The 25,336-nt window shown below is 63.3% G+C and carries 22 protein-coding genes and 1 riboswitch; of the genes, 10 read left to right on the plus strand and 12 right to left on the minus strand.

The annotated features are described in order from the left end of the window. Positions 1-50 precede the first annotated feature (50 nt). Positions 51-329 (minus strand): type II toxin-antitoxin system RelE/ParE family toxin, encoded by a 279-nt coding sequence (locus tag HNO82_RS19630; protein WP_175344827.1) that lies wholly within the window; start codon positions 327-329, stop codon positions 51-53. Positions 330-569: 240 nt separating this feature from the next. Between HNO82_RS19630 and minC the strand changes: the two genes are divergently transcribed. From minC to prmC, 8 genes are all read left to right on the plus strand, one after another. Further along, the gene (gene minC, locus HNO82_RS19635; protein WP_175344828.1) at positions 570-1,346 is read left to right on the plus strand and encodes a septum site-determining protein MinC; all 777 of its coding nucleotides are present in this window, start codon (positions 570-572) and stop codon (positions 1,344-1,346) included. Positions 1,347-1,418: 72 nt separating this feature from the next. Beyond that, complete coding sequence (gene minD, locus HNO82_RS19640) at positions 1,419-2,234, plus strand: septum site-determining protein MinD (RefSeq protein WP_008332778.1); 816 nt, start codon at positions 1,419-1,421, stop codon at positions 2,232-2,234. Between the two features lies 1 nt (position 2,235). Beyond that, positions 2,236-2,505: a cell division topological specificity factor MinE gene (gene minE / locus HNO82_RS19645; protein ID WP_008332780.1), complete on the plus strand. Its 270-nt coding sequence runs from the start codon at positions 2,236-2,238 to the stop codon at positions 2,503-2,505. Between the two features lie 122 nt (positions 2,506-2,627). Beyond that, the gene (locus tag HNO82_RS19650) at positions 2,628-3,356 is read left to right on the plus strand and encodes a response regulator transcription factor (protein ID WP_008332783.1); all 729 of its coding nucleotides are present in this window, start codon (positions 2,628-2,630) and stop codon (positions 3,354-3,356) included. Positions 3,357-3,625: 269 nt separating this feature from the next. After that, positions 3,626-4,918: a glutamyl-tRNA reductase gene (hemA, locus tag HNO82_RS19655; protein WP_175344829.1), complete on the plus strand. Its 1,293-nt coding sequence runs from the start codon at positions 3,626-3,628 to the stop codon at positions 4,916-4,918. A 105-nt stretch (positions 4,919-5,023) separates the two neighbouring features. After that, positions 5,024-6,103, plus strand: a complete 1,080-nt coding sequence (prfA, locus tag HNO82_RS19660; RefSeq protein WP_175344830.1) for a peptide chain release factor 1 — start codon at positions 5,024-5,026, stop codon at positions 6,101-6,103. Between the two features lie 159 nt (positions 6,104-6,262). Next, the gene (locus tag HNO82_RS19665; RefSeq protein ID WP_175344831.1) at positions 6,263-6,757 is read left to right on the plus strand and encodes a disulfide bond formation protein B; all 495 of its coding nucleotides are present in this window, start codon (positions 6,263-6,265) and stop codon (positions 6,755-6,757) included. Continuing rightward, entirely contained in the window at positions 6,757-7,590 is an 834-nt protein-coding gene (gene prmC / locus HNO82_RS19670; RefSeq protein ID WP_175344832.1) for a peptide chain release factor N(5)-glutamine methyltransferase, read from the plus strand. The genes HNO82_RS19665 and prmC overlap by 1 nt, the downstream gene beginning before the upstream one ends. 34 nt (positions 7,591-7,624) lie before the next feature. Here prmC and HNO82_RS19675 read toward each other — a convergent pair whose 3' ends face one another. The 7 genes from HNO82_RS19675 to HNO82_RS19705 all read right to left on the minus strand — a co-directional run bounded on the left by HNO82_RS19675 (position 7,625) and on the right by HNO82_RS19705 (position 18,554). Continuing rightward, positions 7,625-11,218, minus strand: coding sequence for an indolepyruvate ferredoxin oxidoreductase family protein (locus tag HNO82_RS19675; protein ID WP_175344833.1), 3,594 nt, complete (start codon positions 11,216-11,218; stop codon positions 7,625-7,627). A 594-nt stretch (positions 11,219-11,812) separates the two neighbouring features. Then, positions 11,813-12,694 (minus strand): phenylalanine 4-monooxygenase, encoded by an 882-nt coding sequence (phhA, locus tag HNO82_RS19680; RefSeq protein ID WP_008332802.1) that lies wholly within the window; start codon positions 12,692-12,694, stop codon positions 11,813-11,815. A gap of 80 nt (positions 12,695-12,774) precedes the next feature. After that, positions 12,775-13,512: a GNAT family N-acetyltransferase gene (locus tag HNO82_RS19685; protein WP_175344834.1), complete on the minus strand. Its 738-nt coding sequence runs from the start codon at positions 13,510-13,512 to the stop codon at positions 12,775-12,777. Between the two features lie 13 nt (positions 13,513-13,525). Beyond that, the gene (locus tag HNO82_RS19690; RefSeq protein WP_175344835.1) at positions 13,526-14,758 is read right to left on the minus strand and encodes a multifunctional CCA addition/repair protein; all 1,233 of its coding nucleotides are present in this window, start codon (positions 14,756-14,758) and stop codon (positions 13,526-13,528) included. Between the two features lie 10 nt (positions 14,759-14,768). After that, positions 14,769-15,470, minus strand: a complete 702-nt coding sequence (locus HNO82_RS19695) for a glutathione S-transferase family protein (protein WP_008332809.1) — start codon at positions 15,468-15,470, stop codon at positions 14,769-14,771. Positions 15,471-15,514: 44 nt separating this feature from the next. Further along, entirely contained in the window at positions 15,515-16,483 is a 969-nt protein-coding gene (locus HNO82_RS19700; protein ID WP_175344836.1) for a complex I NDUFA9 subunit family protein, read from the minus strand. Between the two features lie 70 nt (positions 16,484-16,553). Then, positions 16,554-18,554, minus strand: a complete 2,001-nt coding sequence (locus tag HNO82_RS19705; RefSeq protein ID WP_175344837.1) for a lytic transglycosylase domain-containing protein — start codon at positions 18,552-18,554, stop codon at positions 16,554-16,556. 34 nt (positions 18,555-18,588) lie between these two features. Here HNO82_RS19705 and HNO82_RS19710 point away from each other — a divergent pair, with 34 nt between their 5' ends. Then, positions 18,589-19,206, plus strand: a complete 618-nt coding sequence (locus HNO82_RS19710; protein ID WP_249777052.1) for a 5-formyltetrahydrofolate cyclo-ligase — start codon at positions 18,589-18,591, stop codon at positions 19,204-19,206. Positions 19,207-19,755: 549 nt separating this feature from the next. Continuing rightward, positions 19,756-20,925: a porin gene (locus tag HNO82_RS19715; RefSeq protein ID WP_175344839.1), complete on the plus strand. Its 1,170-nt coding sequence runs from the start codon at positions 19,756-19,758 to the stop codon at positions 20,923-20,925. A gap of 83 nt (positions 20,926-21,008) precedes the next feature. Here the strand turns inward: HNO82_RS19715 and metF are convergent, their stop codons facing one another. The 4 genes from metF to metK form a co-directional block, all read right to left on the minus strand. After that, positions 21,009-21,851 carry a methylenetetrahydrofolate reductase [NAD(P)H] gene (metF, locus tag HNO82_RS19720; protein ID WP_175344840.1) on the minus strand — a complete coding sequence of 281 codons (843 nt, stop codon included), beginning with the start codon at positions 21,849-21,851 and terminating at the stop codon, positions 21,009-21,011. Beyond that, complete coding sequence (locus tag HNO82_RS19725; RefSeq protein ID WP_008332818.1) at positions 21,848-22,201, minus strand: phage holin family protein; 354 nt, start codon at positions 22,199-22,201, stop codon at positions 21,848-21,850. The genes metF and HNO82_RS19725 overlap by 4 nt, the downstream gene beginning before the upstream one ends. 144 nt (positions 22,202-22,345) lie before the next feature. Further along, positions 22,346-23,755: an adenosylhomocysteinase gene (gene ahcY, locus HNO82_RS19730; RefSeq protein WP_217509980.1), complete on the minus strand. Its 1,410-nt coding sequence runs from the start codon at positions 23,753-23,755 to the stop codon at positions 22,346-22,348. Between the two features lie 49 nt (positions 23,756-23,804). Then, positions 23,805-23,894, minus strand: a riboswitch (S-adenosyl-L-homocysteine riboswitch). Positions 23,895-24,092: 198 nt separating this feature from the next. Continuing rightward, positions 24,093-25,256: a methionine adenosyltransferase gene (metK, locus tag HNO82_RS19735; protein WP_008332820.1), complete on the minus strand. Its 1,164-nt coding sequence runs from the start codon at positions 25,254-25,256 to the stop codon at positions 24,093-24,095. Positions 25,257-25,336 lie beyond the last annotated feature (80 nt).

Raw genomic sequence — 25,336 nt, forward strand, 5'->3', positions numbered from 1 at the left:
ACCACGCCTTCTGGGGGCAACGCATCTCACAGATTGAATGTGAACAGGCCCTAGTGATAGTCGCAGTAATCCACCAGCACCGCGTCCTTCCCCTCGAAAGCGAAAATCAACCGCCAATTGCCATTGACGGTGATCGCCCATTGCCCCTTCAGAGCCCCTTTGAGTGGATGCAGCGCCCATGCAGGCGCTGAGAAATCTTCCGGCCGGATGGCCTGTTCCAGCGCAGCCAGCTGCAACCGCAGCCTGCCCGCATGGGCGGCCTGAATGCCTGCCTTGCTGCCCGTCTCAAAGAAACGTTGCAGCCCTTTGTGTCGGGAACTCTTGATCATGGCGATCGATGTATCTTGTAGCGATACAACTTACAAGACTGGCGTTGCGTGTTCCGGGGCACTGGCTTTTTGCCACAAATATTTGGCAAATCGTCGACACCCACTGCGCCCCATCCTTGCCTGCCGAAAAGCCCCGCTCCACCGCTATCGCAGCCGCATCCAGCCTGTATAATGCACAGCCATCCCGGCTGGGAGGTCTGTATTTTTCTTCACTTTCCGCTGCATTGAACTACTGGATTTATGCAAAAAGCGCGCAAACCGATCGAAATCAAAATTTCCACTGTAGTTGCTATTTCAGCAATCCTGCATGAAACCGATCCGACTTCGCTGGAAAAAGCCCTGAAGGAGATGACTGGCGGCGTCGCCGATTTCTTCGAAGACGAATTCGCGGTGCTCGATATCGGCACCCTGGAGGCGACCGCCGCGGCGGCCATTGACTGGACTGCCGTGGTGGCGCTGTTCAAGCGCTTCCGCTTGAATACGGTGGCCGTGCGCAACGCGCCGGAAGAGTTGCACGGCGGCATCGTTGCCCATGGCCTGGCCATCGACAACTCAGCCGTGGCCGGTGCCGGTGCAGCCAACGCCCGTGCCCATGAAGCGGCCGCGCAGGAAGCCGCGCCGCCGCCCGCACCGGTGACCGCTGCCGCGCCGGCTGCGCCCTCTCAGCCCGCTGCGGTGGCCAACACCATCGTCATCGATACCCCGGTACGCGCCGGCCAGCGCATCTACGCGCGCGGAGCCGACCTGGTGGTGCTGGCCGTGGTCAACAATGGCGCCGAGCTCATCGCCGATGGCTGCATCCACGTCTACGCGCCGCTGCGCGGGCGGGCGCTGGCCGGTGCGTCGGGCAATACGGCTGCGCGCATCTTCGCCGCTTCACTGGAAGCGGAACTGGTTTCCATTGCGGGGGTCTATCGAACCTTCGAGAACGGTCATGCACCGGAGCTGGCCGGCAAGCAGGTGCAGGTGCGCCTGCAGGGCGAACGGATCGACGTGCTGCCGATGTCGGCCGCGTAAGGCGACGGTGTAAATCATATAAACGAATCCAGCCGGAACCGCCGGCGTACTGTTCTTCTTAAGGAGTTTTTCGTGGCAAAAATCATCGTTGTGACTTCGGGTAAGGGCGGCGTCGGCAAAACGACGTCCAGCGCCAGTTTCGCATCGGGCCTGGCCATGCGCGGCCACAAGACGGCCGTGATCGACTTCGACGTCGGTCTGCGCAACCTGGACCTGATCATGGGCTGCGAACGCCGGGTGGTCTACGACCTGATCAACGTGATCAACAAGGAAGCCACGCTGAACCAGGCCCTGATCAAGGACAAGCACTGCGACAACCTGTTCATCCTGCCGGCCTCGCAGACCCGCGACAAGGACGCCCTGACCGAAGAAGGCGTGGAGCGCGTGCTGACCGACCTGGCCAAGATGGACTTCGACTACATCATCTGCGACTCCCCCGCCGGGATCGAGCACGGTGCGGTGATGGCGCTGACCTTCGCCGACGAAGCCATCGTGGTCTCCAACCCGGAAGTGTCCTCGGTGCGCGACTCGGACCGCATCCTCGGCATCATCCAGGCCAAGTCGCGCCGCGCCTCCTCGGGCGGCGAGCCGGTCAAGGAGCACCTGCTCATCACCCGCTACGCGCCCAAGCGCGTGGAAGACGGCGAGATGCTGTCCTATACCGACGTGCAGGAAATCCTGCGCATCCCCTTGATCGGTATCATCCCCGAATCGGAAACCGTGCTGCAGGCTTCCAACCAGGGCTCCCCGGCCATCCACATGAAGGATAGCGACGTAGCCCAGGCCTATCAGGACGTGGTGTCGCGCTTCCTCGGCGAGACCGTCGAGCTGCGTTTCACCAACTATGAAAAGCCGGGCCTCCTGCAGCGCATCTTCGGAGGTAAGTGACATGTCCCTGCTTTCTTTCCTGTTCCCCAGCAAGCCCAAAAGTGCGGTGGCGGCGAAGGAGCGGCTGCAGATCATCATCGCCCGCGAACGTTCCAACGGTCGCCAGGGTCCAGACTTCCTGCCGGCGCTGCACAAGGAACTCATCGAGGTGATTTCCAAGTACACCAAGGTCGACGCCGACGACATCAAGATCTCGCTGGACCGCCAGGGCAACCTGGAAGTGCTGGACGTGAACGTGGTGCTGCCCGACAGCGACGTACCGGCTGCCTGAGCAGGCAGGTGCGCCATCCATGCTGGAAAAGGGCAGCCGCGGCTGCCCTTTTTGCCAATGCGGTCCACCCATCCGGGGCGCTGCGCGTTGACTGCCTTTGACTGCTGCCCCGAACTGATGCGATGAAAATCGGAATTCTTTCCAGAGACGCCGATACCGTGACCCTGGTCACGCAACTGGCCGATCGCCATGACTGCCAGGTCTACAGCGGCGTGGAGGGCTTCGCAGCCGCCTGTGCCGAGCGCGCCAATCTGGTCGTGCTGGACCTGGACGACCTGCAGCGCCATCAACATGCGGTGACCATGCTGGTCCAGCAGCACCGCCCTCCGGCGGCGTCCAAGGCGCGGCCGGTGGTGTTGCTGCTGTGTACGCCGGCCCACCAGCACTGGCTGCGCAATCTGCGCATGGCCGGAGCCGACGACTTCCTGGTCAAGCCGGTGGAGCGCCAGGAACTGGCCCTGCGGCTGGATCTGCTGTTGCTGGCTGCGCAACCCTATGAAGCCCCGCCCAGCGTGGTCGAAGCCGGTGGCTTCATGGTCGACCTGGCGCGCCTGCGCATCACCCATCCCGAGCGCCCCGGCCTGGACGCCACGCTCACCCGCAAGGAAGTCGAACTGGCACTGCTGTTCATGCAGCACCTGGGCCGCCCGCTGTCGCGCGCCTTCCTGCGCGAACGCATCTGGGGCGCCGAGCCGGATACGCCGACCCGCACCATCGATACCCACGTCTCGCGCATCCGCACCAAACTCAAGCTGCATCCCGGCAACGGCTACCAGCTGGCTACCGTCTATGGCTACGGCTACCAACTGGAACGCCTGGAAGGGATGGAAGAACCGCACCCGTCGGCATAGGCCCCGGCAGGAAAAGCTCGGCCCAAGCTGTTGCCGCCGTGCACAGCCATCTGTGCCAAGCCTGATCCATGTCAGGGACATATACCGATTATCAGGACACGCCCCAACCCCTCAATGGGCAAAGAGTATAATTATTCCCAAAACCGGGGCCGAATCTGTCTGATTGTGTACGAATTGCATGACATCCTACGTTTTTCATTCAGTTTCGCAGCCATAGAAGTGTATTTTCCCAGCTCATCGGCACTGCTGCCTTACTAGTCGATTCTTTCATGAATTTGCTCGCCGTCGGACTCAACCACACTACCGCGCCGGTCTCGCTGCGCGAAAAAGTGGCTTTCCCTGCTGACCAGATCGGTCAGGCAGTGGCGTCCGCACGCGCATGGTTTGGCGGGCATGACAAGATCGTGGCCTCGGGCGAGGCGGCCATCCTTTCCACCTGCAACCGTACCGAGCTCTATGCCGCAGCGGCTGCCGGCCCGGATGGTGTGGAATTCGCCATCGACCGTACCGCGCAGTTCCTGGCCGAGTACCACCAGATTGCCTACGCCGACCTGCGTCCGTATCTCTACTCGCTGCCGCAGGACAATGCCGTGCGCCATGCCTTCCGCGTCGCCTCCGGGCTGGATTCGATGGTGCTGGGCGAACCGCAGATCCTGGGCCAGATGAAAGATGCGGTGCGCCAGGCTGACGCCGCCGGTGGTCTGGGCACTTACCTGCATCAGCTGTTCCAGCGTACCTTCGCGGTAGCCAAGGAAGTGCGCAGTACCACCGAGATCGGCGCACATAGCGTCTCCATGGCGGCAGCGGCGGTGCGCCTGTCGCAACGCATCTTCGACTCGATCTCCGGCCAGAACGTGCTCTTCATCGGCGCGGGCGAGATGATCGAGCTGTGCGCCACGCACTTTGCGGCCCAGAATCCCAAGACCCTGACGGTGGCCAACCGCACCATGGAGCGCGGTGAAACTCTGGCCCATCGGTTCAGCGGCCGCGCCATCCGCCTGGCCGACCTGCCGGCACAACTGGCCAGCTTCGACATCGTGGTCTCCTGTACCGCCTCGCAGCTGCCCATCATCGGCCTGGGCCTGGTGGAACGGGCCGTCAAGGCACGCCGCCACAAGCCCATCTTCATGGTCGACCTGGCCGTGCCGCGCGATATCGAGGCCGAAGTCGGCCGCCTGGATGACGTCTTCCTCTACACGGTGGACGACCTGGCCTCGGTGGTCCAGAGCGGCGTGGAAAACCGCCAGGCGGCGGTGGCCCAGGCCGAAGCCATCATCGAAACCCGGGTGCAATCCTTCATGCACTGGATCGACAGCCGCGCCATGGTGCCGCTGATCCAGGACCTGCACGAAACCGGCGAGGCCCTGCGCCTGGCCGAACTGGAGCGCGCACGCCGCATGCTGGCCAAGGGCGAGGATGTGGAAGCGGTGCTCGACGCCCTCTCCAAGGGCCTGACCGCCAAGTTCCTGCACGGCCCGCAACAGGCCCTGCATCACGCCCAGGGCGAACAGCGCAGCCAGCTGGTCTCGCTGCTGCCGCAACTGTTCCGCTCCAAGCGTTAGCGCCTTCCGCCCGGCTGGCCGCTGTCTGCGGCTGGCACCCTCGCGCCGTCGCCGACGGCTGCCGTCGTCCCCCTCATTGCTGACCGATACTGACTTCCCGACCTCATGAAACCCTCAATGCTCGCCAAACTCGACCAGCTCGCCGAACGGCTGGAAGAGCTCAACAGCCTGCTGGCCCAGGAAGATGCCACGTCCAGCATGGACAACTTCCGCAAGATGACCCGCGAACACGCCGAACTGGGCCCGCTGGTGGCGCTGTACCACGACTATGTGCAGGCCAGTGAAGATATCCGCACCGCTGGCGAGCTGCTGTCGGACCCCGATATGAAGGCTTTCGCGCAGGAAGAAATCGATGCCGCCAAGGCGCGCATGGAGGCGCTGGAGCTGGATCTGCAGAAGATGCTGCTGCCCAAGGATCCCAATGATGAACGAAACATCTTCCTGGAAATCCGCGCCGGAACGGGAGGTGACGAATCTGCCCTGTTTGCCGGCGACCTGCTGCGCATGTACACCCGCTATGCCGAACGCCAGCGCTGGCAGGTGGAAATCGTCTCGGCCTCCGAATCGGAACTGGGCGGTTACAAGGAAGTGATTGCCCGCATCGCCGGCTTCGGGGCCTATTCACGCCTGAAGTTCGAATCCGGCGGCCACCGCGTGCAGCGCGTGCCGGCCACCGAGACCCAGGGTCGCATCCACACCTCCGCCTGCACGGTGGCGGTCATGCCCGAGGCCGACGAAGTCGAAGATGTGGACATCAACCCGGCCGACCTGCGCATCGATACCTATCGTGCCTCCGGTGCCGGCGGGCAACACATCAACAAGACCGATTCGGCCGTACGCATCACCCACTTGCCTACCGGCATCGTGGTGGAATGCCAGGACGACCGCAGCCAGCACAAGAACAAGGCGCAGGCCATGAAGGTGCTGGCCGCCCGGATCAAGGATGTGCAATTGCGCGAGCAGCAATCCAAGGAGGCCGCCACCCGCAAGTCGCTGATCGGCTCGGGCGACCGCAGCGAGCGCATCCGCACCTACAACTTCCCGCAGGGGCGCATGACCGACCACCGCATCAACCTGACGCTCTACAAGCTCGATTTCATCATGGATGGCGATCTGGATGAGCTGACCAACGCCCTCATCACCGAGCATCAGGCCGAACTGCTGGCGCAACTCGGCGACGACTAGGGCCTGCGCTCAAAATTGCCTGCGCGGGTAGCATGCACGCAGGCAAGGACTTCTCTACAATCGCGTCATGGCGAAAAAGCCGGTCAGGTTTCCGCCTGGCTTTGCGCTCCGAAGGTCCCGATGCCGTATCCCCATTAATGAATCACTGAATCCTCAACCATGAAATCATCCAAAGCGGTTTTCCTGCTGGTAGCGCTGGTCTGCGCCGCCCTGCTGGGCGTTGCCATGTACCTGCAGATCGTCGAAGAAATGCAGCCCTGCCCGCTGTGCGTGATCCAGCGCTACATGTTCGTGCTGGTGGGCGCCTTCGCCCTGCTCGGTGCCCTGATGCCGGAAGCGGCCCGCCGCGGCAGCGCCGGTCTGGGCCTGCTGGCCGCACTGGGCGGCGCCGGCACGGCGATCTGGCATCTGTACGTGAAGGCGCATCCGGGAGTCTCCTGCACCACCGATCCGCTGGAAACGGCACTCAACCAGTTGCCCACCGTCAAGCTGTGGCCGCAGATGTTCACCGCCGACGGCTTCTGCTCGGCGCCCTGGCCACCGGTGTGGGGCTTGCAGATTCCGACCTGGTCGCTGATCTGGTTCGGCGTGCTGGCGCTGGTGCTGGCCGTGCAACTGTTCAAGCGCGCACCGCGCACCACGATCTGGAAGTGATGGAGCCGCTCTCCAGCTATGCCGGCTGCACCCTGGCCACCGTACTGAAGACGGCGCCGCTGGATCCGCTGGAGAACCGCATCCTGCTGTGCCACGCGCTGCGCATGACGCGTGTGCAGCTGATCACCCAATCCGAGCGCCGTCTCACCGCCGACGAGTCGGTGCTGCTCACGGCCCTCTACACCCGCCGCCTGCGCGGCGAGCCGATTGCCTACATTGTCGGCCAACGTGAATTCTATGGACTGGATTTGCGCGTCACGCCAGATGTGCTGATCCCCCGCCCCGATACCGAGCTGCTGGTGGAACTGGCGATGGAACGATTGCCGCAGGATGGCGCGCTGCTGGACATGGGCACCGGTTCGGGCGCGATTGCCATCGCCATCGCCCATACGCGGCCCGATGCGGTGGTGACGGCACTGGACGCGAGTGCCGCCGCCCTGGCCATCGCGCGCGAGAACGCCACGGCCAACCAAGTCCGCGTGACGTTGCTGGAAAGCGACTGGTACGCCGCGCTGCCCCGCGATCAGCGCTTTGCGGTGATTGCCTCCAACCCGCCGTATATTGTCGCAGGCGATGTTCATCTCTCGCGCGGTGACCTGCGTTTTGAACCGGTTGATGCGCTGACCGACCACGGCGATGGCTTGAGCGATCTGCGCAGCATCATCGATGGCGCGCCGACGCATCTGCTGCCCGGTGGCTGGCTGCTGATGGAGCATGGCTATGATCAGGCTGCCGCAGTGCGCGGACTGCTCTGCGGCACCGGCTTCGCCGAAGTGCAGAGCTGGCGGGATCTGGCCGGTATCGAACGGGTCAGCGGTGGCCGCCTGGCCTGATCCGCTGACCGTTCCCGACCTCACCACAACTTTCTCAAGCGGCCCGCTTGCCGCCTCCTTGCGGCGAATGCGGCTGCTCAGACGATCCCTCTTCCAGCTGTGCCAGCAAGGCGGCCTGTTTCTGCAGGGCCGCTTTCAGATGGCGTTCCTTGACGTGACCGTAGCCGCGAATGTCTTCCGGAATCCGGGCCACGGCAATCACCTGCTCCAGGTTCTCGGGCGTGAGCCGCGCCAGCAGGCGTGAGAGCGTGGCACGATAGTCGGTGATCAGGGCCCGCTCCTGCTTGCGTTCGTCGGTGTAGCCGAAGGGATCGAAGGCCGTGCCGCGCAAGAAGCGTAATTTCGCCAGTACGCCAAAGGCCGGCATCATCCAGCTGCCGAAAGCCTGCTTGCGCAGATGCCCCTTGTCATCGCGCCTGGCCAGCAGCGGCGGCGCAAGATGGAAGCGCAGCTTGTAATCGCCCTCGAACATGCCGGCGATCTTGGCGCGGAAGGCGGGCTCGCTGTAGAGGCGCGCAACTTCGTACTCATCCTTGTAGGCCATGAGCTTGAAGAGACCGGTCGCTACTGCGCGGCTCAGTTTGAGGCCGCGTCCGGCCTCACCCAGCGCGGCCTCGCGTGCACGCACTTCTTCCACGGCATCACGATAGCTGCGCGCATAGGCGGCATTCTGGTAGTCGGTCAGGAAGGCCACGCGACGTTCCACCAGTTCCTCCAGACTCGGCGTGCGCTTGAATTCGATCACCTGCGCCGTCATGCCGTTGCGGCCCGCAGCGGCCAGCACGAAGTCGACGTCGTGCGCGGCCACGCGGCCCCAGGCGAAGGCCTGCTGGTTGAACTCCACCTGCAACGCATTGAGCTCGATGGCGCGCAACAGCGCCGCTTCGGACAAGGGCACCCAGCCCTTTTGCCAGGCATAGCCGAGCATGAACATGTTGGTCGCGATGGCATCGCCCATGAGCGCCGTGGCGATGCGGCCCGCATCGATCAGGGACAGATTGTCACGACCACAGGCTCTGGCGATCTCGCCTTCGCTGGAGGCGGTGGGGAATTGCCAGTCCGGATTGCGCACGAAGGCAGCAGTCGGCATCTGCGTCGAATTGACCGCTGCATGGGTACGTCCCTCACCCATCCGAGAGAGCGCATCGCGCCCGGCGGTGACGATGACGTCGCAGCCAATCACCAGATCGGCCATGCCGGTGCCCACGCGGGTGGACTGGATGTGGTCCGGGTCTTCGGCCACGCGCACGTGCGACATCACCGGCCCGCCCTTCTGGGCCAGTCCGCTCATGTCCAGCACGGAACAGGCACGGCCTTCGACATGGGCGGCCATGGCGATGATCTGGCCGATGGTGATCACGCCCGTGCCGCCCACGCCGGTGACCACAATGCCGTAAGGCTGGGCCAGACCCGGCAGCACCGGCTCGGGCAGCGTCGGCAAGGCCGGACCGGATTGTGCCTTGGCGCGCGCGGGCTTCTTCAACTGGCCGCCTTCCACCGTCACGAAGCTGGGGCAGAAACCGTTTACGCAGGAATAGTCCTTGTTGCAGGACGACTGATTGATCTGGCGCTTGCGGCCGAACTCGGTTTCCAGCGGCTCCACTGAAAGGCAGTTGGACTGCACGCTGCAATCGCCGCAACCTTCGCACACTGCCTCATTGATGACGGCACGCCTGGCCGGGTCGGGATAGGCATTGCGTTTGCGACGACGGCGCTTCTCCGATGCGCAGGTCTGGTCATAGATCATGGCCGACACACCCGGCTGCTCGCGCAGTTCGCGCTGTACCGCATCGAGTTCGCTACGGTGACGGATGGTCACGCCCTCGGCCCATTGGGTGCCGGCCGGATACTTGTCGGGCTCGTCGGTGACCACGATGATGGGCCGAACGTTTTCGGCCGCCAGCTGGCGCGAGATCATGGCCGGATCGAGCGGACCATCGAACTCCTGGCCACCGGTCATGGCCACCGCATCGTTATAGAGGATCTTGTAGGTGATGTTGACCTTGGCCGCAACCGAGGCGCGCACCGCCAGCAGACCGGAATGGAAATAGGTGCCATCCCCCAGGTTGGCGAAGACGTGTTTCTCCGTCGTGAACGGCGCCTGCCCGACCCAGGTCACGCCCTCGCCGCCCATGTGGGTGAAAAGCTGAGTCTCGCGGTCCATCCAGGTGACCATGTAGTGGCATCCGATACCGGCCAGGCCACGGCTGCCCTCGGGCAGTTTGGTGGAGGTATTGTGCGGGCAGCCCGAGCAGAAATGCGGTATGCGGTCCTTGTCGGGATCGGGCTTGCTGCTGATATTGAGGGCGGCTTCCTTGGCTTCGAGATAGGCCACGCGGGTGCGCACGCGCTGCTCCACCGGATGACCGGCGAAATAGCGCGAGATGCGCGTGGCAATCGCGCGTGCGATCTGCGCCGGATTGAGTTCATAGGTGGCCGGCAGCAGCCAGTTGCCATGGCCCTCGCGCTGCGAACCGCTCCACTCGCCGGTGTCATCGAATTTGCCGACCACACGCGGACGGACATCGTCGCGCCAGTTGTAGAGTTCTTCCTTTAACTGGTATTCAAGAATCTGACGCTTCTCCTCGACCACCAAAATCTCATCCAGACCCTGCGCGAATTCACGCACACCTTCGGCTTCCAGCGGCCAGGTCATGCCGACCTTGTAGAGGCGAATACCGATGTCGGCCGCGACCTGTTCATCGATGCCCAGATCTTCCAGCGCCTGTCGCGTATCGAGATAGGACTTGCCGGCGGTGATGATGCCGATGCGCGCACGCGGGCTGTCCCAGATGATGCGGTTCAACTTGTTCACGCGCGCATAGGCCAGCGCGGCATACCACTTGTAGTTGATCATCCGCGCTTCCTGGCCCAGCACGGTGTCGGGCACGCGGATATTGAGGCCATCGGGCGGAAGTTCGAAGTCCGGTAACTGGATCTTCACGCGCTCCGGATCGATCATCACCGACATGCCCGATTCGACCAGGTCGGTCACGCATTTCATCGCCACCCACAAGCCGGTATAGCGGCTCATGGCCCAGCCATGCAGGCCGTAGTCGAGATACTCCTGCACCGAGGACGGATAGAGCACCGGAATGCCGCAAGCCTTGAGGATATGCTCGCTCTGATGTGCAGCGGTGGAGGACTTGGCGGCGTGGTCATCGCCGGCAATCACCAGCACACCACCATGCTTTGACGTGCCGGCCATGTTGGCGTGCTTGAAGACGTCACCGCAGCGATCCACCCCCGGGCCCTTGCCATACCACAGCGAGAACACGCCATCGTATTGCGCACCCTTGAAGAGATTGACCTGCTGCGTGCCCCACACGCTGGTGGCGGCCAGGTCTTCGTTCATGCCGGGATGGAACCTGATCTGCCTGGCTTGCAGGTATTTGCGCGCCTTCTCGGCGGTCTGGTCCACCGAACCCAAGGGGGAACCGCGATAGCCGGTGATGAAGCCGGCGGTATTCAGTCCGGCGCGTTCATCGTATTGCCGCTGCAGCATCGGCAGGCGGATCAGCGCCTGGATACCGGTCATGAAGACGCGGCCGCGCTCCAGCGCATATTTGTCATCCAGGGATACATCGTCCAGCAGCAGGCGTTGCCCGGCGGGTAGGGGTGCGTTCATGTGGTCTCCGTGCCAAAAATCTTGTTTTTGCCTTGCACATGCCCCCGTCAGTGACGCGCCATGCAGTGTCGCCGCAGGACTACGCCGGTCTGTCGGGAATCGGGAACACCTCGGTCTTGTGGATCGGGTGTCTTCAAGTTGTAGTGTCAAGTTAGCACAAGGGTGACCGGCCCGCTACGCGCGCCGCAGCAGGGTTTCCGGGCCGTTTTGGCATGCAGGAAACACTTTCCGCAAGTCCTGCGGCGTTTGGCAGGATGCAGAGAAGAAAATGCCGGAAAGCTGAAAACAACAATATTTCCGGCTGAAAAAAAAGGGCGGCAAGCGGCCCAAGTGTTACAAGCAAGACGCGAATGTAACAGCCCGTAAAAGCCATTGGAACGGCCCGGTGGCTGGCGTTTAATAGACCTCACTTGAACAGCGATTGATTGGTATCCGTTACTGTGCAAGGTTCCTCCCCTCTAGTGTTGAAAGCACCACTAGCTCGCGGATCCGGCCTCCCCTGTCGGATCCGCTTTTTTTATGTGTGATTGTTCCGGCCACGAAAAAGCCGGGCGCATGGCCCGGCTGTGCTGGAGGTGTGCTGCACTGTCGTCGTCAGCGGTTGGGGGCGAAGCTGGTCTCGCCCGGCAACAGCGTATTGGCCGGCAAAGCTTCCTGCTGCTTGAGCCTTTCATAGAGCGGCGTGAAGTCCGGCGCGGTATCGTTGAAGAGCTGCTCGAAATCCTTGATGACGAAATAGGTCTCCTGATAGGTATCGATCTTGTAGAGCGTGCGCATGATGCGCTCCACTTCAAACGGCACGCGGCGCGGCTGGTCGCTGGAGAGGCAATACTCGACCTCGCCCCCCGAGGACAGGATGCCGGCGCCATAGATGCGCAAACCCTCCTTGCTCTGGATCAGACCGAACTCGATGGTGTACCAGTACAGGCGCGCCAGGTAGGCCAGGCCGTCGAGCTTGAGGGCCTTCAAGCCGCCCTTGCCGTATTCCTGCAGGTGATTGGCGAAGACGGGATTGAACAGCAGCGGCACGTGACCGAAGAAATCATGAAACAGGTCGGGCTCGACGATGTAATCGAACTCGTGCTCTTCACGCAGCCACACCGTGACCGGGAAGCGGCGATTGGCCAGGTGCTCGAAGAAGGTGTGATCCGGCACCAGACCGGGCACAGCCACCAGTTGCCAGCCAGTGGCCTTGTAGAGCGCTTCGGTAGTGCGATCAAAGCGCGGGATGCCTTGCGAGACATCGAGGGCCTTGAGGCTGTCGATGAAGACATCACAGGCGCGGCCGGGAATGAGCCGGGCCTGGCGTTCATAGAGACGACGCCACAGCGCATGCTGGGCCGGCGTGTAGCTGTCCCAGTTCTGGGCCACGACGTAGTTGGCGTCGGCCTGGCTGTAGTCGCCGCGCAAGGCGCCGCTATCGGACTTGGTGGCGACGGTGGCGAAGAAATCATCGGTGTTGGGATTGGTGCTCATGGCATACCCGTTATCAAAGTGAGGCGCATATTATGCGCTCCCTGCACGGGATGGTCATGTGCGCTTGCGCAAGAAGCGCGTCAGGCAGAAGGCGGTGGCGCGCCGTCGCCTTTCTTCTTCGCGCCGATACCGGTAACGCGCGCCCCCCATTTCAACAGGGCCTTGAAGTTGGCCTTGACGATGTAGTCCAGCATGGCGACCTGCTCTTCCAGCGCTTCCTGAAACACGGTGGCCGAATTGGCGGGCTTGATCTTGAGATAGGCATCGGCCTCGCCATAGTCGCGGTGGATTTCCATGCCGGCCTTCTTGGCGATGTGCATCATCACCTTGTTCGACGAGAGACAGTGCATGTACAGCGTATCGACGTCGGCATTGCGACAGTGCATCGACGCCCGCATGAACAGGCGCGTGCCCACACCGAGCCCGCGCGCGGCCGCCGTTACCGACACCCCGAACTCGGCCACCACCGGCTTGATGGTGGCACCGCTGATGCGCGTACTCTCCTTGGGCGCAAAGGCCAGGTGGCCCACACCCAGAAGACGCAGGCGGCGATCATACACACCGAAGACGGTATCGCGTTCGAAGTTGATGCCTTCCACGTAGCGCGTGACCATCTCGTCGGAAAGCTTGGAACCGAAACGCAGCAGGCGGTCCTTCTCTTCCAGCGCGAGGAAGTGGCGCAGCAAGTGGCGACGCGCGCGCGGCGAGAGTTCCTTGACGAAGACATTGGGCTTGTCCGGCTTCTCCTCATGCGCTTGCGGTGGCGCCCCATGCCGGCCACGCAGGCGCTGCAGAAACCGGGACAGGGGATGGCTCATGGTGCAGTCTCCCTCAAGGCTGTGCCGGACGATGCTGCTCGACATAAGCCGCCACCTGCGCCGTACGCGCCGCCAGGATGGCATCGGCAATGCGCTGCGGCTGGGTCTGCTGCTGCGCGATGGCACCGGCATCGATGGTGCTGGCGGCTTGCAACGCGCCTTCCAGATAGGCCGCCTGCGGGAAGGGCTGCAACTCAAGTCCGGTGCGGCCACGATGATCGCATTCCGACGCGCGCAGCATGTCGAGGAAGCGCTGCGGTTTGCGGAAGGCGTCACAGCGGGCGAAGAACTTGACCAGGGTATCGGGACGCATCTCGAAGCAGCGTCCCACATTGCCATGTTCGCGTGCGGTCATGAGTGCCAGATCGCGGCACTCGCCGGGGACTTTCAGGCGCGCACAGACCTGCTCGACAAGCCGCTCGCTGCGCGCTTCATGACCATGATGGCGCGGCCAGATCTCGGGCGGCGTGGTGCCTTTGCCGAGGTCGTGCAACAGCGCGGCAAAACGGATCGGCAATGAAAAATCCTGCGCGGCGGCCCAGTCGACCACCAGCATCACATGCACACCGGTATCGATTTCCGGATGCCACTTCTCCGGTTGCGGCACACCCCACAAGGCATCGAGTTCGGGCAGGATGCGCTGCAAGGCACCGCAGACGCGCAAGACCTCGAACATGCGCGACGGCTTGTGCTCCATCAATCCACGCGACAGTTCCTGCCAGACGCGTTCCGGCACCAGCGCATCGACTTCGCCCTCATCGACCATGCGCTGCATGAGCGCATTGGTTTGCGGCGCCACCGTGAAATCGGCGAAGCGCGCCGCAAAGCGCGCCACACGCAGGATGCGCACCGGGTCTTCGACGAAGGCGTCAGAGACATGGCGAAATACGCGCGCCTCAAGGTCGGCACGACCGTGATACGGATCGACCAGGGTACCATCCTCATCCTGCGCAATCGCATTGATGGTGAGGTCACGGCGCGCAAGATCATCTTCCAGCGTCACATCGGGCGCGGCGTGGAAATCAAAGCCCTTGTAACCGGGCGCGGTCTTGCGCTCGGTGCGGGCCAGGGCATATTCCTCGTGGGTCTCGGGATGGAGGAACACCGGGAAGTCCTTGCCCACCGGGCGGAAACCCAGTGCAAGCAACTGCTGCGGCGTGGCGCCCACGACCACGTGGTCGCGGTCCTTCACCGGCAGGCCCAGCAAGCCGTCGCGCACTGCGCCGCCGACGGTGTAGGTCTTCATCGGCTGCGCCTCACTGGTGATCCGGAAGAATTTCCTTCTCGGCCAGCGCCTCGGCGATCCAGCGCGCCACCGCCGGGTGCTCGCGCACGCGGTCGGCATAGGCTTGCAGGGCCGGTGCCAGCGGCACCTGGTAGCTGACGAAGCGCATCACCACCGGCGCATAGAAGGCGTCGGCAATGGAGAAGTCACCGAAGAGGAATTGATGATGACCGAATTGCGAGAGGCACTCTTCCCAGATCTCGCATACCCGCGCGATATCAGCCTGCGCCTCGGCGGTACGTCCCTTGCCCGGATGGCGGCCACGAATATCCATGCTCATGGCAGTACGCAGGCCGGTGAAACCGGAGTGCATCTCGGCACAGATGCTGCGCGCGATGGCGCGCGCGTCGGTGCGCGCCGGCCACAGGTGGCGGTCGGGGAATTGCTCGGCCAGGTATTCGCAGATCGAGAGCGAATCCCAGATCGCGATGTCGCCATCGAGCAGCACCGGCACGCGGCCCGAGCCGGTGTAGCGGGCGATTTCGTTGGCGGTCTCGGGCTGGTCCAGCAGCACGCGCACTTCCTTGAAGGGGATGTCGAAGGCCACGGCAGCAACCCAGGGGCGCATCGACCAGGACGAATAATTCTTGTTGGCGATCACCAACGTGGGCATGTGGCGTCCGGCTTTTTGCAGCGTTTCGGACAGGACAGGATCCAGTTCTGTATCTTGCATGAGGGCTCGTTTCTCGAAGATCAAAGGCGCAGCGACTGAACCATTCAGCGCCGCGCGGTGCTACGGAAGAAGTCGAATTGCTGTTGCGGGCTGCGCGGCAGGAGATAGCCGGGGACGATATCTTCCAGCGCGCGTGGCGTGAGCTGCAGTTCGGGGGCAACAGGTCCGTGCAGGACGTTGTCCACCTTCATCGAGGCCACATTGTCGCGGCTCATCAGTTTGCCCGGCAGGTGTTCCAGCGCGAAGGCCTGCAGCCAGCCGGCCGCATCGGGCAAGCCGATCACCGGGCGCGGATGACCGCTGTACCAGCCCGACAGGCGCACCAGCTCGCGCAGCGTATATTGCTTGGGTCCGCCCAGTTCAAACACCTTGCCGCCCAGCCGCGGCAGCGCCAGCGCATTGACGAAGGCCTGTGCCACATCGCCCACGTAGACCGGCTGGAAGCGCGCATCAGGACTGCCCAGCGGGATCACCGGGAACATGCGGTTCAACCTGGCGAACATGTTGATGAAATTGTCGCCCTCGCCAAACACCACCGAGGGACGGAAGATCGCCACGTCCAGCGCGGGCGAGGCCAGGGCCTCCTGCTCGCCGGCCGCCTTGGAACGCAGATACATCGACGGCGCTTGGGCATCGGCGCACAGTGCGCTCATGTGCAGGTAGCGCGCCACGCCCTGCTGCGCGCAAGCGGCGACGATACGGCGTGGCAGCACCACGTGCTGGCGCTCGAAATCCGGACCGTAGGACGCACCGCCCCGGGCCGGGCGCGACTGCAGGATGCCGACCAGGTTGATGACCACATCGGCCTCGGCCACCAGGCGCGCCAGCACGGCATCGTCATGGATATCGGCCTGGACCACGCTGACCACGGGCGAGACCAGCAGATGCTTGGCGCGCTCGTAGCGGCGCGTGGGTACCATGACGCGATAGCCGGTGGTGCTGCCCAGCAGTTCGATCAAGCGGGTGCCGATGAAGCCGGAACCACCGATGACGAGGATCTTCTTGACTGCCATTTATCACTCTCCGATTTCCAGGAACCGCTGGCGGCCACCTCCGCCGGGGACGTCGGCCGGCGCGATGGGATCAGGGCAGGTCGGTGGCGACGTTGGCATTGGGTGCCACCGTTCCCAGGCGCTGCTTCAGGGATTGCGGGCGGTTCTCGAACATGGCCGCATAGTAGGTCGCATTGGACATCACGTTCTTGACATAGCCCCGGGTTTCATTGAAAGGAATGATCTCGGCAAAGATGGCCCCTTCCACCGGACGCGGCAAGGTCGCGCGCCAGCTGCGCGGACGACCGGGGCCGGCATTGTAGCCGGCGGTGGCCAGGATCTCCGAACCTTCCAGGTTGTTGAGCACCATGTCCAGATAGCTGGTGCCCAGCAGCAGGTTGGTGTTGATGTCGTTGACCTGATCGGCGGTGAACTCGGTCATGCCGATCTTCTTGGCGACGAACCTGGCGGTGGCGGGCATGAGCTGCATGAGGCCGGAGGCCCCCACGTGCGAACGGGCCGACTTGATGAAGCGCGACTCCTGTCGGATCAGTCCATAGACCCAGGCGTTTTCCATCCCCAACGGGCGCGTGGCCGCATTCATCTCGGGCAGGTGCGGGGCCGGGAAACGCTGGGTGAAATCGAACTCGCTCCTGGTGCGATCGGACGTATTGACCATGCGGTCCAGCACGTCGTTCTGGCGCGCGTATTCGGCCGCGGCCAGCAACTGGCGGTCATTCATGTTGCGCAGTTCCCAGTTCCATTCGCGGATGGCTTCGAAACGCAGGTTCAACTGATAGAACTTGAGCGAACGCTTGAAGCCGGCATTCTGCGAATACAGCGCCACCTCGCCCGCGCCCGGCGGCGTCGGGCCCGGCGGGATGGTAATCTGCTGGCCCAGTTCCTCCTGCGCCAGCTGACCATAGAAACTGAAGTTGGGCGCGATCGATTCGAACAGGCGGCGGGCTGCCTCGTTCTGGCCTTCGGCCTTGAGCGCCCGGCCCAGCCAGTAGACCCAGGTGGTATCGCTGCGCAGCGGGGCCGGCATGGCTTCGATGGTCTTGCGCACGGTCTTCCAGTCGCCGTCGCGCAGGGCCATGCGCACCTTCCATTGCATCGCGTCCTGGGTCAGGGGCGCATCCTTGGCTTTGCGCCAGTACTCCGAGGCTTCCGGCGCCAGCTTGTAGGAGGCCGACAGGGCGATCTGCGCCCAGCCCTGCGCGACTTCCTGCGGGCTCAGGGTGCGCGCGGCATCGCTGAGGTAGGTGGCAGCCTGGGACGGATTGCTCCTGGCGATGCGGCCCAGGGCAATGATGTAGAGCTGGTGGTTGGCGGCGCCCCGGCCAGGCCCCTTGGCCAGCATCAGTGCCGGGCGTTCCATCACCCGGGTCACGCTGACATCGCCATTGTCGACCAGCACGGCCGCGCGGCGGGCCACGGTGGCATTGCCATTCTCGGCGGCCTGGCGGATCTGGAACCAGACGTCGGCATCGCTGAACTGGCCATTCTGCGCCAGCGTGGCGATGAGGTCGCTGCAACCCTGGCCGTAGTCCTTGGGATTGGTCAGCAGAGCCCGCGCCTCCTCGGCGACGTTGGCACCCTTGAGCGCGCGCGAGTTCAGGGCGAAGCACTTGACCTGGGTATCGTCGTTGAGCACGAACAGGGGATACTGCTCATCGAAAACGGTCCAGTTGCCGGTCTTGCCCAGGGCCAGCAACCAGTCGTTGCGCAGGCGATCGACGATGGCCTGGCCATCCCAGCGAGCCAGGAAATCGCGGATCTCCTGTTCGCTGGCGCTGTAGTCGCGCACACGGGGCTTGAGGCGATAGTAGTCGACATAGGATGCCAGCTCGTAGCCCGAGAGCCGTGAGGCCAGGTCTTGCGCCAGCGCGGCATTGTCGCTGGCGGCGGCCTGGCGCAGGGCCAGGAAGAGATCGTCAGGGGAGGCGTCCGGCGCCACACGCTTCTGGGCGTGGGCATCAGGCGCAACACCAAGCATGGCAGCGCTGGCCAGCGCCAGGGGGAGCGCCAGGGAGGCGGCCAGCGCACGCAGGCGCTGGTTGAACGGATGATTCTTCGGACGCATACTCATGCAGGCTTCTTCTTGCAGATTGGTGAAACAGAAAATGAACCCAAGCATAGCACGCGACACGCCGCCTCCACAGACGCAAGAGGAGGCTACCGCCCTTCACAAACAACGGCTGCGCGCCGAACTGCTGGCGCGCCGCAAGGCACTGCCCGAGGAGGACAAGGCCGCCGCCGATGCGCTCATCGGGCAGCGCGTGCTGCACTGGTGCGCCGCACAGGCGATCCACAGCCTGGCGGTCTACCAACCGATCCGGCGTGAACCGGATCTGTCTGCGGCCTATAACGCACTGGCCGCGCGCGGCGTGCACCTGTGCCTGCCGGTGGTGGTGGACAAGCAGGCGGCGCTGGAATTTCGTGCCTGGCAGCCAGGCGACATGCTGGAAAAGGACGGAATGGGCACGCTTGTGCCGCCGCCCGGGACCGCGGTCGTGCGGCCGCAGGCCTTGCTGATTCCTTGCGTGGGATTCAATGAAAAGAATTACCGGCTAGGCTACGGCGGCGGTTTCTATGACCGCACCCTGGCGGGCGAGTCGCCGCCACTGTCCGTGGGCGTCTGCTATCACTTCGGGCGGGCGGACTTTGCCGCACAAGCGCATGACATGCCGCTGGATGCCTTGCTCACCGACGGCGCGGTCGATGCCAAGTCACTCCCATGAACGCGTCCTTGATCAACTTGACGTAAGACATCACACCTCGCCTGCACATTCGACCCGGTCAAGCGCCTTTCCGGCTGCTTGACTGAATTTCCTTTCATATCGCCTTTTTACCACGGCTTAACCGCATCGCAACACGGAAGCTGCTTGACAGTGGGCAGTCCGAATGAGAGCATTTTGATGTTAGACGTCTGATGACCAACAACTTGACCGCAAGTCAGACTACCTGAGACGTCCAACGACCGCATTTGCCGCCAGAGCAAAGCCCATTCGATCCGGAGACCCGCCATGCCCATTTCATCCCGCCTCACTCAGCGGCCTGCCGCGCTGCGCCGTCCGCGTCCTTGTCCGAGACGATGGCCGTGATCCGCGCCTGAGCATCACCCACAGACTCACTACAGACTCACCAGCATTTCCCGCCACGTCCGCTGCGGACGCGGTGGCAAGCCGAGGTGCGCCCTGCCCTGCGGGTGCGGCCCACCAAACGGGGCGGCGACGCCGCCCTTCACCGCGCCCGGTCAGCCGGGCGCATGACAGTCCAACGAGGAACCCATGAAAAGAAACACTTCCCGGATCGCCGCTACCCTGCTGCTGGCCGCCACGCCGCTGGCTGCGCTGGCCCAGAGCAGCGTGACCATTTACGGTGTGGTCGACAACGCCCTGGTCTACAGCAGCAGCCAGAACGGCGCGCACAACGTCTACATGCGCTCGGGCAATCTCTCGGCCAGCAAGATCGGTTTCAAGGGCAGCGAAGACCTGGGTGGCGGCCTGCAAGCCTTCTTCCAGCTGGAGAACGGTTTTGATGCCGATACCGGAGCCATGAGCTCGGCCAATACCCTGTTCAATCGCCAGTCCTTCGTGGGCCTCTCCAGCAAGAGCGCCGGCGCGCTGACCATCGGCCGCCAGTACACGCCCTATTACCTCTATGTCGGCGCCATCGGGTCGACCACCGTGCTGACCGGGGCCACAGGCGCGCATCCGGGGGACGTCGATGCGTTGGACACCTCGGTACGCAGCAGCAATGCCATCAGCTACAGCTCGCCGGTCATCGGTGGTGCGCAGGTGAGTGCCCTCTACGGCATGGGCGAGACCGCAGGATCCACCGCCACCGGCAATGCCTGGAGCATGGCGCTGAAATACAACGTCAATGCCTGGAATTTCGCCGTGGGCTTCCAGCACCTGAACCGCGGCACCGGCAGCGCCACCTGGGGCTCCTCCACGGCCACCGCCAACATTCCCAACTCGGCCATCAACGCTGGTTACCAGACCGCCAACAGCGCGCAGATGGTCGCCGCCGCCGCGCGCTACACCATCGACAAGCTGATGCTGGGGGCCGGCTACAGCGTGGCGCAATACAAACCCGGCAGCGGCTCCCTGTTCACGCAGGCCGTGAAGTTCCAGACGGCGGGGGCCTTCTCGACCTATCAATTGAGCCCGGCCCTGACCCTGGCGGCTGGCTACAGCTATACCTTTGCCAACAAGGGCAATGGCATCAGCACCGCCGCCAACTATCATCAGCTGGCCCTGCAGGAGACCTATGCGTTCTCGCCGCGCACTGCCCTGTACTTCCTGCAGGCCTATCAGCTGGCCGGCGGCAGCACTTTGGCGTCCAACGGCAGCATCATCCACGCCCTGGCAGCCGTGGGCGATTCGCAGAACAGCACGGCGTCTTCCGGCAAGAGCCAGACGGTGGTGATGGCAGGCATTCGCCACTCGTTCTGAGCGCGACCCGCCCTCGGAAAATGGCGATATGAACGAAAAAACCGGACTTGGCGTCCGGTTTTTTCATAGGGGCGTGCAGTTGCTTATTTCACCAACGTTTTCCAGATGGCCTCGGTCGGCCCCGCCTGGTTCAGTGAATAGAAATGCAAACCGGGCGCACCGCCTGCCAGCAAACGCTGGCACAGCTGCGTCACCACATCTTGGCCGAAGGCGCGGATCGATTCGGTATCGTCGCCATAGCTGGCCAGCTTGAGTCGGATCCAGCGTGGAATCTCGGTGCCGCACATGTCCGAGAAACGCATCAGCTGGGTGTAGTTGGTGATGGGCATGATGCCCGCGATCACCGGCACGCTCGCACCCAGTTTGGCGGCCTCGTCCACGAAGCGGAAATAGGCATCGGCATTGTAGAAATACTGGGTGATGGCCGAATTGGCGCCGGCCTTGACCTTGCGCACGAAATTCTGCACGTCGTCCTGCGGCGAGCGCGCCTGCGGGTGCATCTCCGGGTAGGCGGCCACCTCGATGTGGAACCAGTCGCCGGTCTCGGCGCGGACGAACTCGACCAGTTCGTTGGCATGGCGGAACTCGCTGGAGGCCTGGTCCATGGCGCCATAGCCGCTGGGCAGGTCGCCGCGCAGGGCGACCAGGCGCTTGATGCCGTGGGCGCGATAGTCCTCCAGGATGGCGCGCAGGCTGGCGCGCGAGCTGCCGATGCAGGACAGGTGCGGCGCGGCGTCATGGCCTTCAGCGATGATTTCCAGCACGGTGTCGCGCGTGCCTTGTTGCGTCGAACCGCCCGCACCGAAGGTCACCGAGAAATACTTCGGTGCCAGCGCGGCCAGCCGGGCGCGGGTGGCGCGCAGCTTTTCGGTGCCTTCGGCGGTCTTGGGCGGGAAAAATTCGATACTGAAATTATGTGTACTCATTGATTCGAACCCGATTTCAGCAACAGTGTGGACAGGGCCCAGGACACGATGCTGTAGAGCAGTGCGCCGCCCACGGCGGACCAGAAGCCGGCCACGTGGAAGCCACCGACCAGTTGCGCCACGACCCAGAACATGAGGCCATTGATGACCAGGATGAACAGGCCCAGGGTGAGCATGGTCACCGGCAGGGTCAGCACGACCAGCACCGGACGCACGATGGTATTGACGAACCCAAGGATGAGCGCGGCCAGCAGGGCCGAGCCGAAGCTGTCGACCTGCACCGAGTGCATCAGGTAAGGAACGGCCAGCAAGGCCAGGGCATTGATGAGCCAGGTCAGCAGCAGGCGCATGGATAAACCTTTCGACCCCGTCAGGGAGTCATGAAGATACCCGTGAAGCTTGCATCACCGACAGCAGCGATGCAAGGGTCCGCAGGCGGGAGACGATGCTGGCACTGCCAGGCCGGCCCGCGATGGAGCCAGCCCGGGCAGGGATCAGTAGCGGTAGTGCTCGGGCTTGTAGGGGCCGTCGACCTTCACGCCGATGTAGGCAGCCTGTTCGGCAGTGAGCTCGCTCAGTTGCGCATTGAGCTTCTTCAACTGCAGGCGGGCGACCTTCTCGTCCAGATGCTTGGGCAGCGTGTAGACGCCGACCGGGTAGTCCTTGGTGTTGACGAACAGTTCGATCTGGGCAATGGTCTGGTTGGCGAAGGACGAGCTCATCACGTAGGACGGGTGACCGGTGGCGCAACCCAGGTTGACCAGGCGGCCTTCGGCCAGCAGGATGAGGCGCTTGCCGTCCGGGAAGATCACGTGGTCGACCTGCGGCTTGATGTTTTCCCAGGTGTACTGCTTCAGGGCGGCGACCTCGATTTCATTGTCGAAGTGGCCGATGTTGCAGACGATGGCCTGGTCCTTCATCTTCTTCATGTGCTCATGGGTGATCACATGGTAGTTGCCGGTGGCGGTCACGAAGATGTCGCCGTGTTCGGCGGCGTAGTCCATGGTGACCACGCGGTAGCCTTCCATGGCGGCCTGCAGGGCGCAGATCGGGTCGATCTCGGTGACCCACACCTGGGCCGACAGGGCACGCAGCGCCTGGGCCGAGCCCTTGCCGACGTCACCGTAACCGGCCACGATGGCGACCTTGCCGGCGATCATCACGTCGGTGGCACGCTTGATGCCGTCCACCAGCGATTCGCGGCAACCGTAGAGGTTGTCGAACTTGGACTTGGTGACCGAGTCGTTGACGTTGATGGCCGGGAAGGCCAGCTTGCCTTCCTTGAACATCTGATACAGACGGTGCACGCCGGTGGTGGTCTCTTCGGTGACGCCCTTGATTTCCTTGATGCGCTTGGAATACCACTGCGGGTCCTTGGCCAGGGTGCGCTTGATGGCGTTGAACAGGCACACGGCTTCTTCCGAATCCGGCTTGTCCAGCACCGAGATGTCGGCTTCGGCACGGGTGCCCAGGTGCAGCAGCACGGTGGCGTCGCCGCCGTCGTCGAGGATCATGTTGGAATAGCCACCGTCGGCCCATTCGAAGATGCGGTGGGTGTATTCCCAGTATTCATCCAGGGTTTCGCCCTTGACGGCGAACACCGGGGTGCCGTTGGCGGCGATGGCGGCGGCAGCGTGATCCTGGGTCGAGTAGATGTTGCAGGAAGCCCAACGCACCTTGGCGCCCAGTGCCTCCAGGGTCTGGATCAGCACGGCGGTCTGGATGGTCATGTGCAGCGAACCGGTGATGCGTGCGCCCTTCAGGGGCTGGGATGCGGCGAATTCCTCGCGGATTGCCATCAGGCCCGGCATTTCGGTTTCGGCGATCTTGATTTCCTTGTGACCCCAGTCGGCCAGCTTGATGTCGGCGACGATGTAGTCTTGCTGATTGGTTTGAGTAGTCATGGCAATGGCGCTGTTCACGCCCTCCTTTCATGAAAAAGCCAGAAAAAAAGTAACGTGAGCGCGGTTGCCAGGCGACATGCGCCTGTTCATCGCTTCAAGCCTGGCAGGGGATGTCCCTGTCGCAACGCTCCTTGCAGCGGTGAGGCATTGTGAGATTTGACTTTCCAGACGCAATGCCGACATCGGAAAAATGGCGCGAATCTTCATTCGCGAGGAACAGCATTGTAGCGCGGGGCCGCCGTTAGTCAATCCTTGGAACAGGCGGGTGAATTGATCTTCACCCGCCCGTTTTCCGGCTTCATTCGCGCCTCACCCGGCCCGCGCCGGGTAGGCTTTCTTACAGACCAGCCGAAGCGCGCAGGGCAGCCACCTTGTCGGTGCGCTCCCAGGTGAATTCCGGCTCTTCACGGCCGAAGTGGCCGTAGGCGGCAGTCTTGGCGTAGATCGGACGCAGCAGGTCCAGCATCTGCACGATGCCCTTGGGGCGCAGGTCGAAGTGTTCCTGCACCAGTTGCGCCAGCTTTTCATCGCTGATCTTGCCGGTACCGAAGGTGGTCACCATCACCGAGGTCGGTTTGGCGATGCCGATGGCATAGGACACCTGGATCTGGCAACGCTCGGCCAGGCCGGCGGCGACGATGTTCTTGGCCACGTAGCGGCCGGCGTAGGCGGCCGAACGGTCGACCTTGGACGGGTCCTTGCCGGAGAAGGCGCCACCACCATGGGGTGCGGCACCGCCGTAGGTATCGACGATGATCTTGCGGCCGGTCAGGCCGCAGTCGCCTTGCGGGCCACCGATGACGAAGCGGCCGGTCGGGTTGATCAGGTAGCGGGTGTTCTTGAGCCACTCGGCCGGGAGTACCGGCTTGATGATTTCCTCGATGGCGGCTTCGTGAATGTCCTTCTGCTCCATCTCGGGCGCATGCTGGGTCGACAGCACGACGGTGTCGATGGCCACCGGCTTGCCATCCACGTACTTCAGCGTGACCTGCGACTTGGCGTCCGGACGCAGCCAGGGCAGGCGGCCATCCTTGCGCAGCTGCGACTGGCGCTCGACGATGCGGTGCGCATAATAGATCGCCGCCGGCATCAGTTCCGGGGTTTCGTTGCAGGCGTAGCCGAACATCAGGCCCTGGTCGCCGGCACCTTGCTCCAGGTCAACGCCGCGACCTTCGTCGACGCCCTGGGCGATGTCGGGGGATTGCTTGTCGTAGGCGACCAGCACGGCGCAGCTCTTGTAGTCAATGCCAAAGTCGGCGTTGTCGTAGCCGATGCGCTTGATGGTTTCGCGGGCCACATCGATGTAGTCGACGTTGGCGCGAGTGGTGATTTCACCGGCCAGCACCACCAGACCGGTGTTGCACAGGGTCTCGGCGGCAACGCGGGAATATGGGTCCTGGGTGAAGATCGCGTCCAGGATGGCATCCGAGATCTGGTCGGCGACCTTGTCGGGATGGCCTTCAGAAACGGATTCGGAAGTGAAGAGATATTCTGTGGTCATGCAAGCCTCTGACTGAAAACGATTTACCAATGTCGCGGCCCATCGTTAGTCGTGCCTGCGACGCTTTAGCGAAATTTGTA

Origin of the sequence: Herbaspirillum sp. C9C3 (assembly GCF_013359625.1) — a bacterium.
GTDB lineage: Bacteria > Pseudomonadota > Gammaproteobacteria > Burkholderiales > Burkholderiaceae_D > Herbaspirillum.

Bases quoted from the DNA above. Each gene is read 5' to 3' on its own strand.
- HNO82_RS19630 (WP_175344827.1), bottom strand. From the start codon at position 329: ATGATCAAGAGTTCCCGACACAAAGGGCTGCAACGTTTCTTTGAGACG.
- minC (WP_175344828.1), top strand. From the start codon at position 570: ATGCAAAAAGCGCGCAAACCGATCGAAATCAAAATTTCCACTGTAGTT.
- minE (WP_008332780.1), top strand. From the start codon at position 2,236: ATGTCCCTGCTTTCTTTCCTGTTCCCCAGCAAGCCCAAAAGTGCGGTG.
- HNO82_RS19650 (WP_008332783.1), top strand. From the start codon at position 2,628: ATGAAAATCGGAATTCTTTCCAGAGACGCCGATACCGTGACCCTGGTC.
- hemA (WP_175344829.1), top strand. From the start codon at position 3,626: ATGAATTTGCTCGCCGTCGGACTCAACCACACTACCGCGCCGGTCTCG.
- prfA (WP_175344830.1), top strand. From the start codon at position 5,024: ATGAAACCCTCAATGCTCGCCAAACTCGACCAGCTCGCCGAACGGCTG.
- HNO82_RS19665 (WP_175344831.1), top strand. From the start codon at position 6,263: ATGAAATCATCCAAAGCGGTTTTCCTGCTGGTAGCGCTGGTCTGCGCC.
- prmC (WP_175344832.1), top strand. From the start codon at position 6,757: ATGGAGCCGCTCTCCAGCTATGCCGGCTGCACCCTGGCCACCGTACTG.
- HNO82_RS19675 (WP_175344833.1), bottom strand. From the start codon at position 11,218: ATGAACGCACCCCTACCCGCCGGGCAACGCCTGCTGCTGGACGATGTA.
- phhA (WP_008332802.1), bottom strand. From the start codon at position 12,694: ATGAGCACCAATCCCAACACCGATGATTTCTTCGCCACCGTCGCCACC.
- HNO82_RS19685 (WP_175344834.1), bottom strand. From the start codon at position 13,512: ATGAGCCATCCCCTGTCCCGGTTTCTGCAGCGCCTGCGTGGCCGGCAT.
- HNO82_RS19690 (WP_175344835.1), bottom strand. From the start codon at position 14,758: ATGAAGACCTACACCGTCGGCGGCGCAGTGCGCGACGGCTTGCTGGGC.
- HNO82_RS19695 (WP_008332809.1), bottom strand. From the start codon at position 15,470: ATGCAAGATACAGAACTGGATCCTGTCCTGTCCGAAACGCTGCAAAAA.
- HNO82_RS19700 (WP_175344836.1), bottom strand. From the start codon at position 16,483: ATGGCAGTCAAGAAGATCCTCGTCATCGGTGGTTCCGGCTTCATCGGC.
- HNO82_RS19705 (WP_175344837.1), bottom strand. From the start codon at position 18,554: ATGAGTATGCGTCCGAAGAATCATCCGTTCAACCAGCGCCTGCGTGCG.
- HNO82_RS19710 (WP_249777052.1), top strand. From the start codon at position 18,589: ATGAACCCAAGCATAGCACGCGACACGCCGCCTCCACAGACGCAAGAG.
- HNO82_RS19715 (WP_175344839.1), top strand. From the start codon at position 19,756: ATGAAAAGAAACACTTCCCGGATCGCCGCTACCCTGCTGCTGGCCGCC.
- metF (WP_175344840.1), bottom strand. From the start codon at position 21,851: ATGAGTACACATAATTTCAGTATCGAATTTTTCCCGCCCAAGACCGCC.
- HNO82_RS19725 (WP_008332818.1), bottom strand. From the start codon at position 22,201: ATGCGCCTGCTGCTGACCTGGCTCATCAATGCCCTGGCCTTGCTGGCC.
- ahcY (WP_217509980.1), bottom strand. From the start codon at position 23,755: ATGACTACTCAAACCAATCAGCAAGACTACATCGTCGCCGACATCAAG.
- metK (WP_008332820.1), bottom strand. From the start codon at position 25,256: ATGACCACAGAATATCTCTTCACTTCCGAATCCGTTTCTGAAGGCCAT.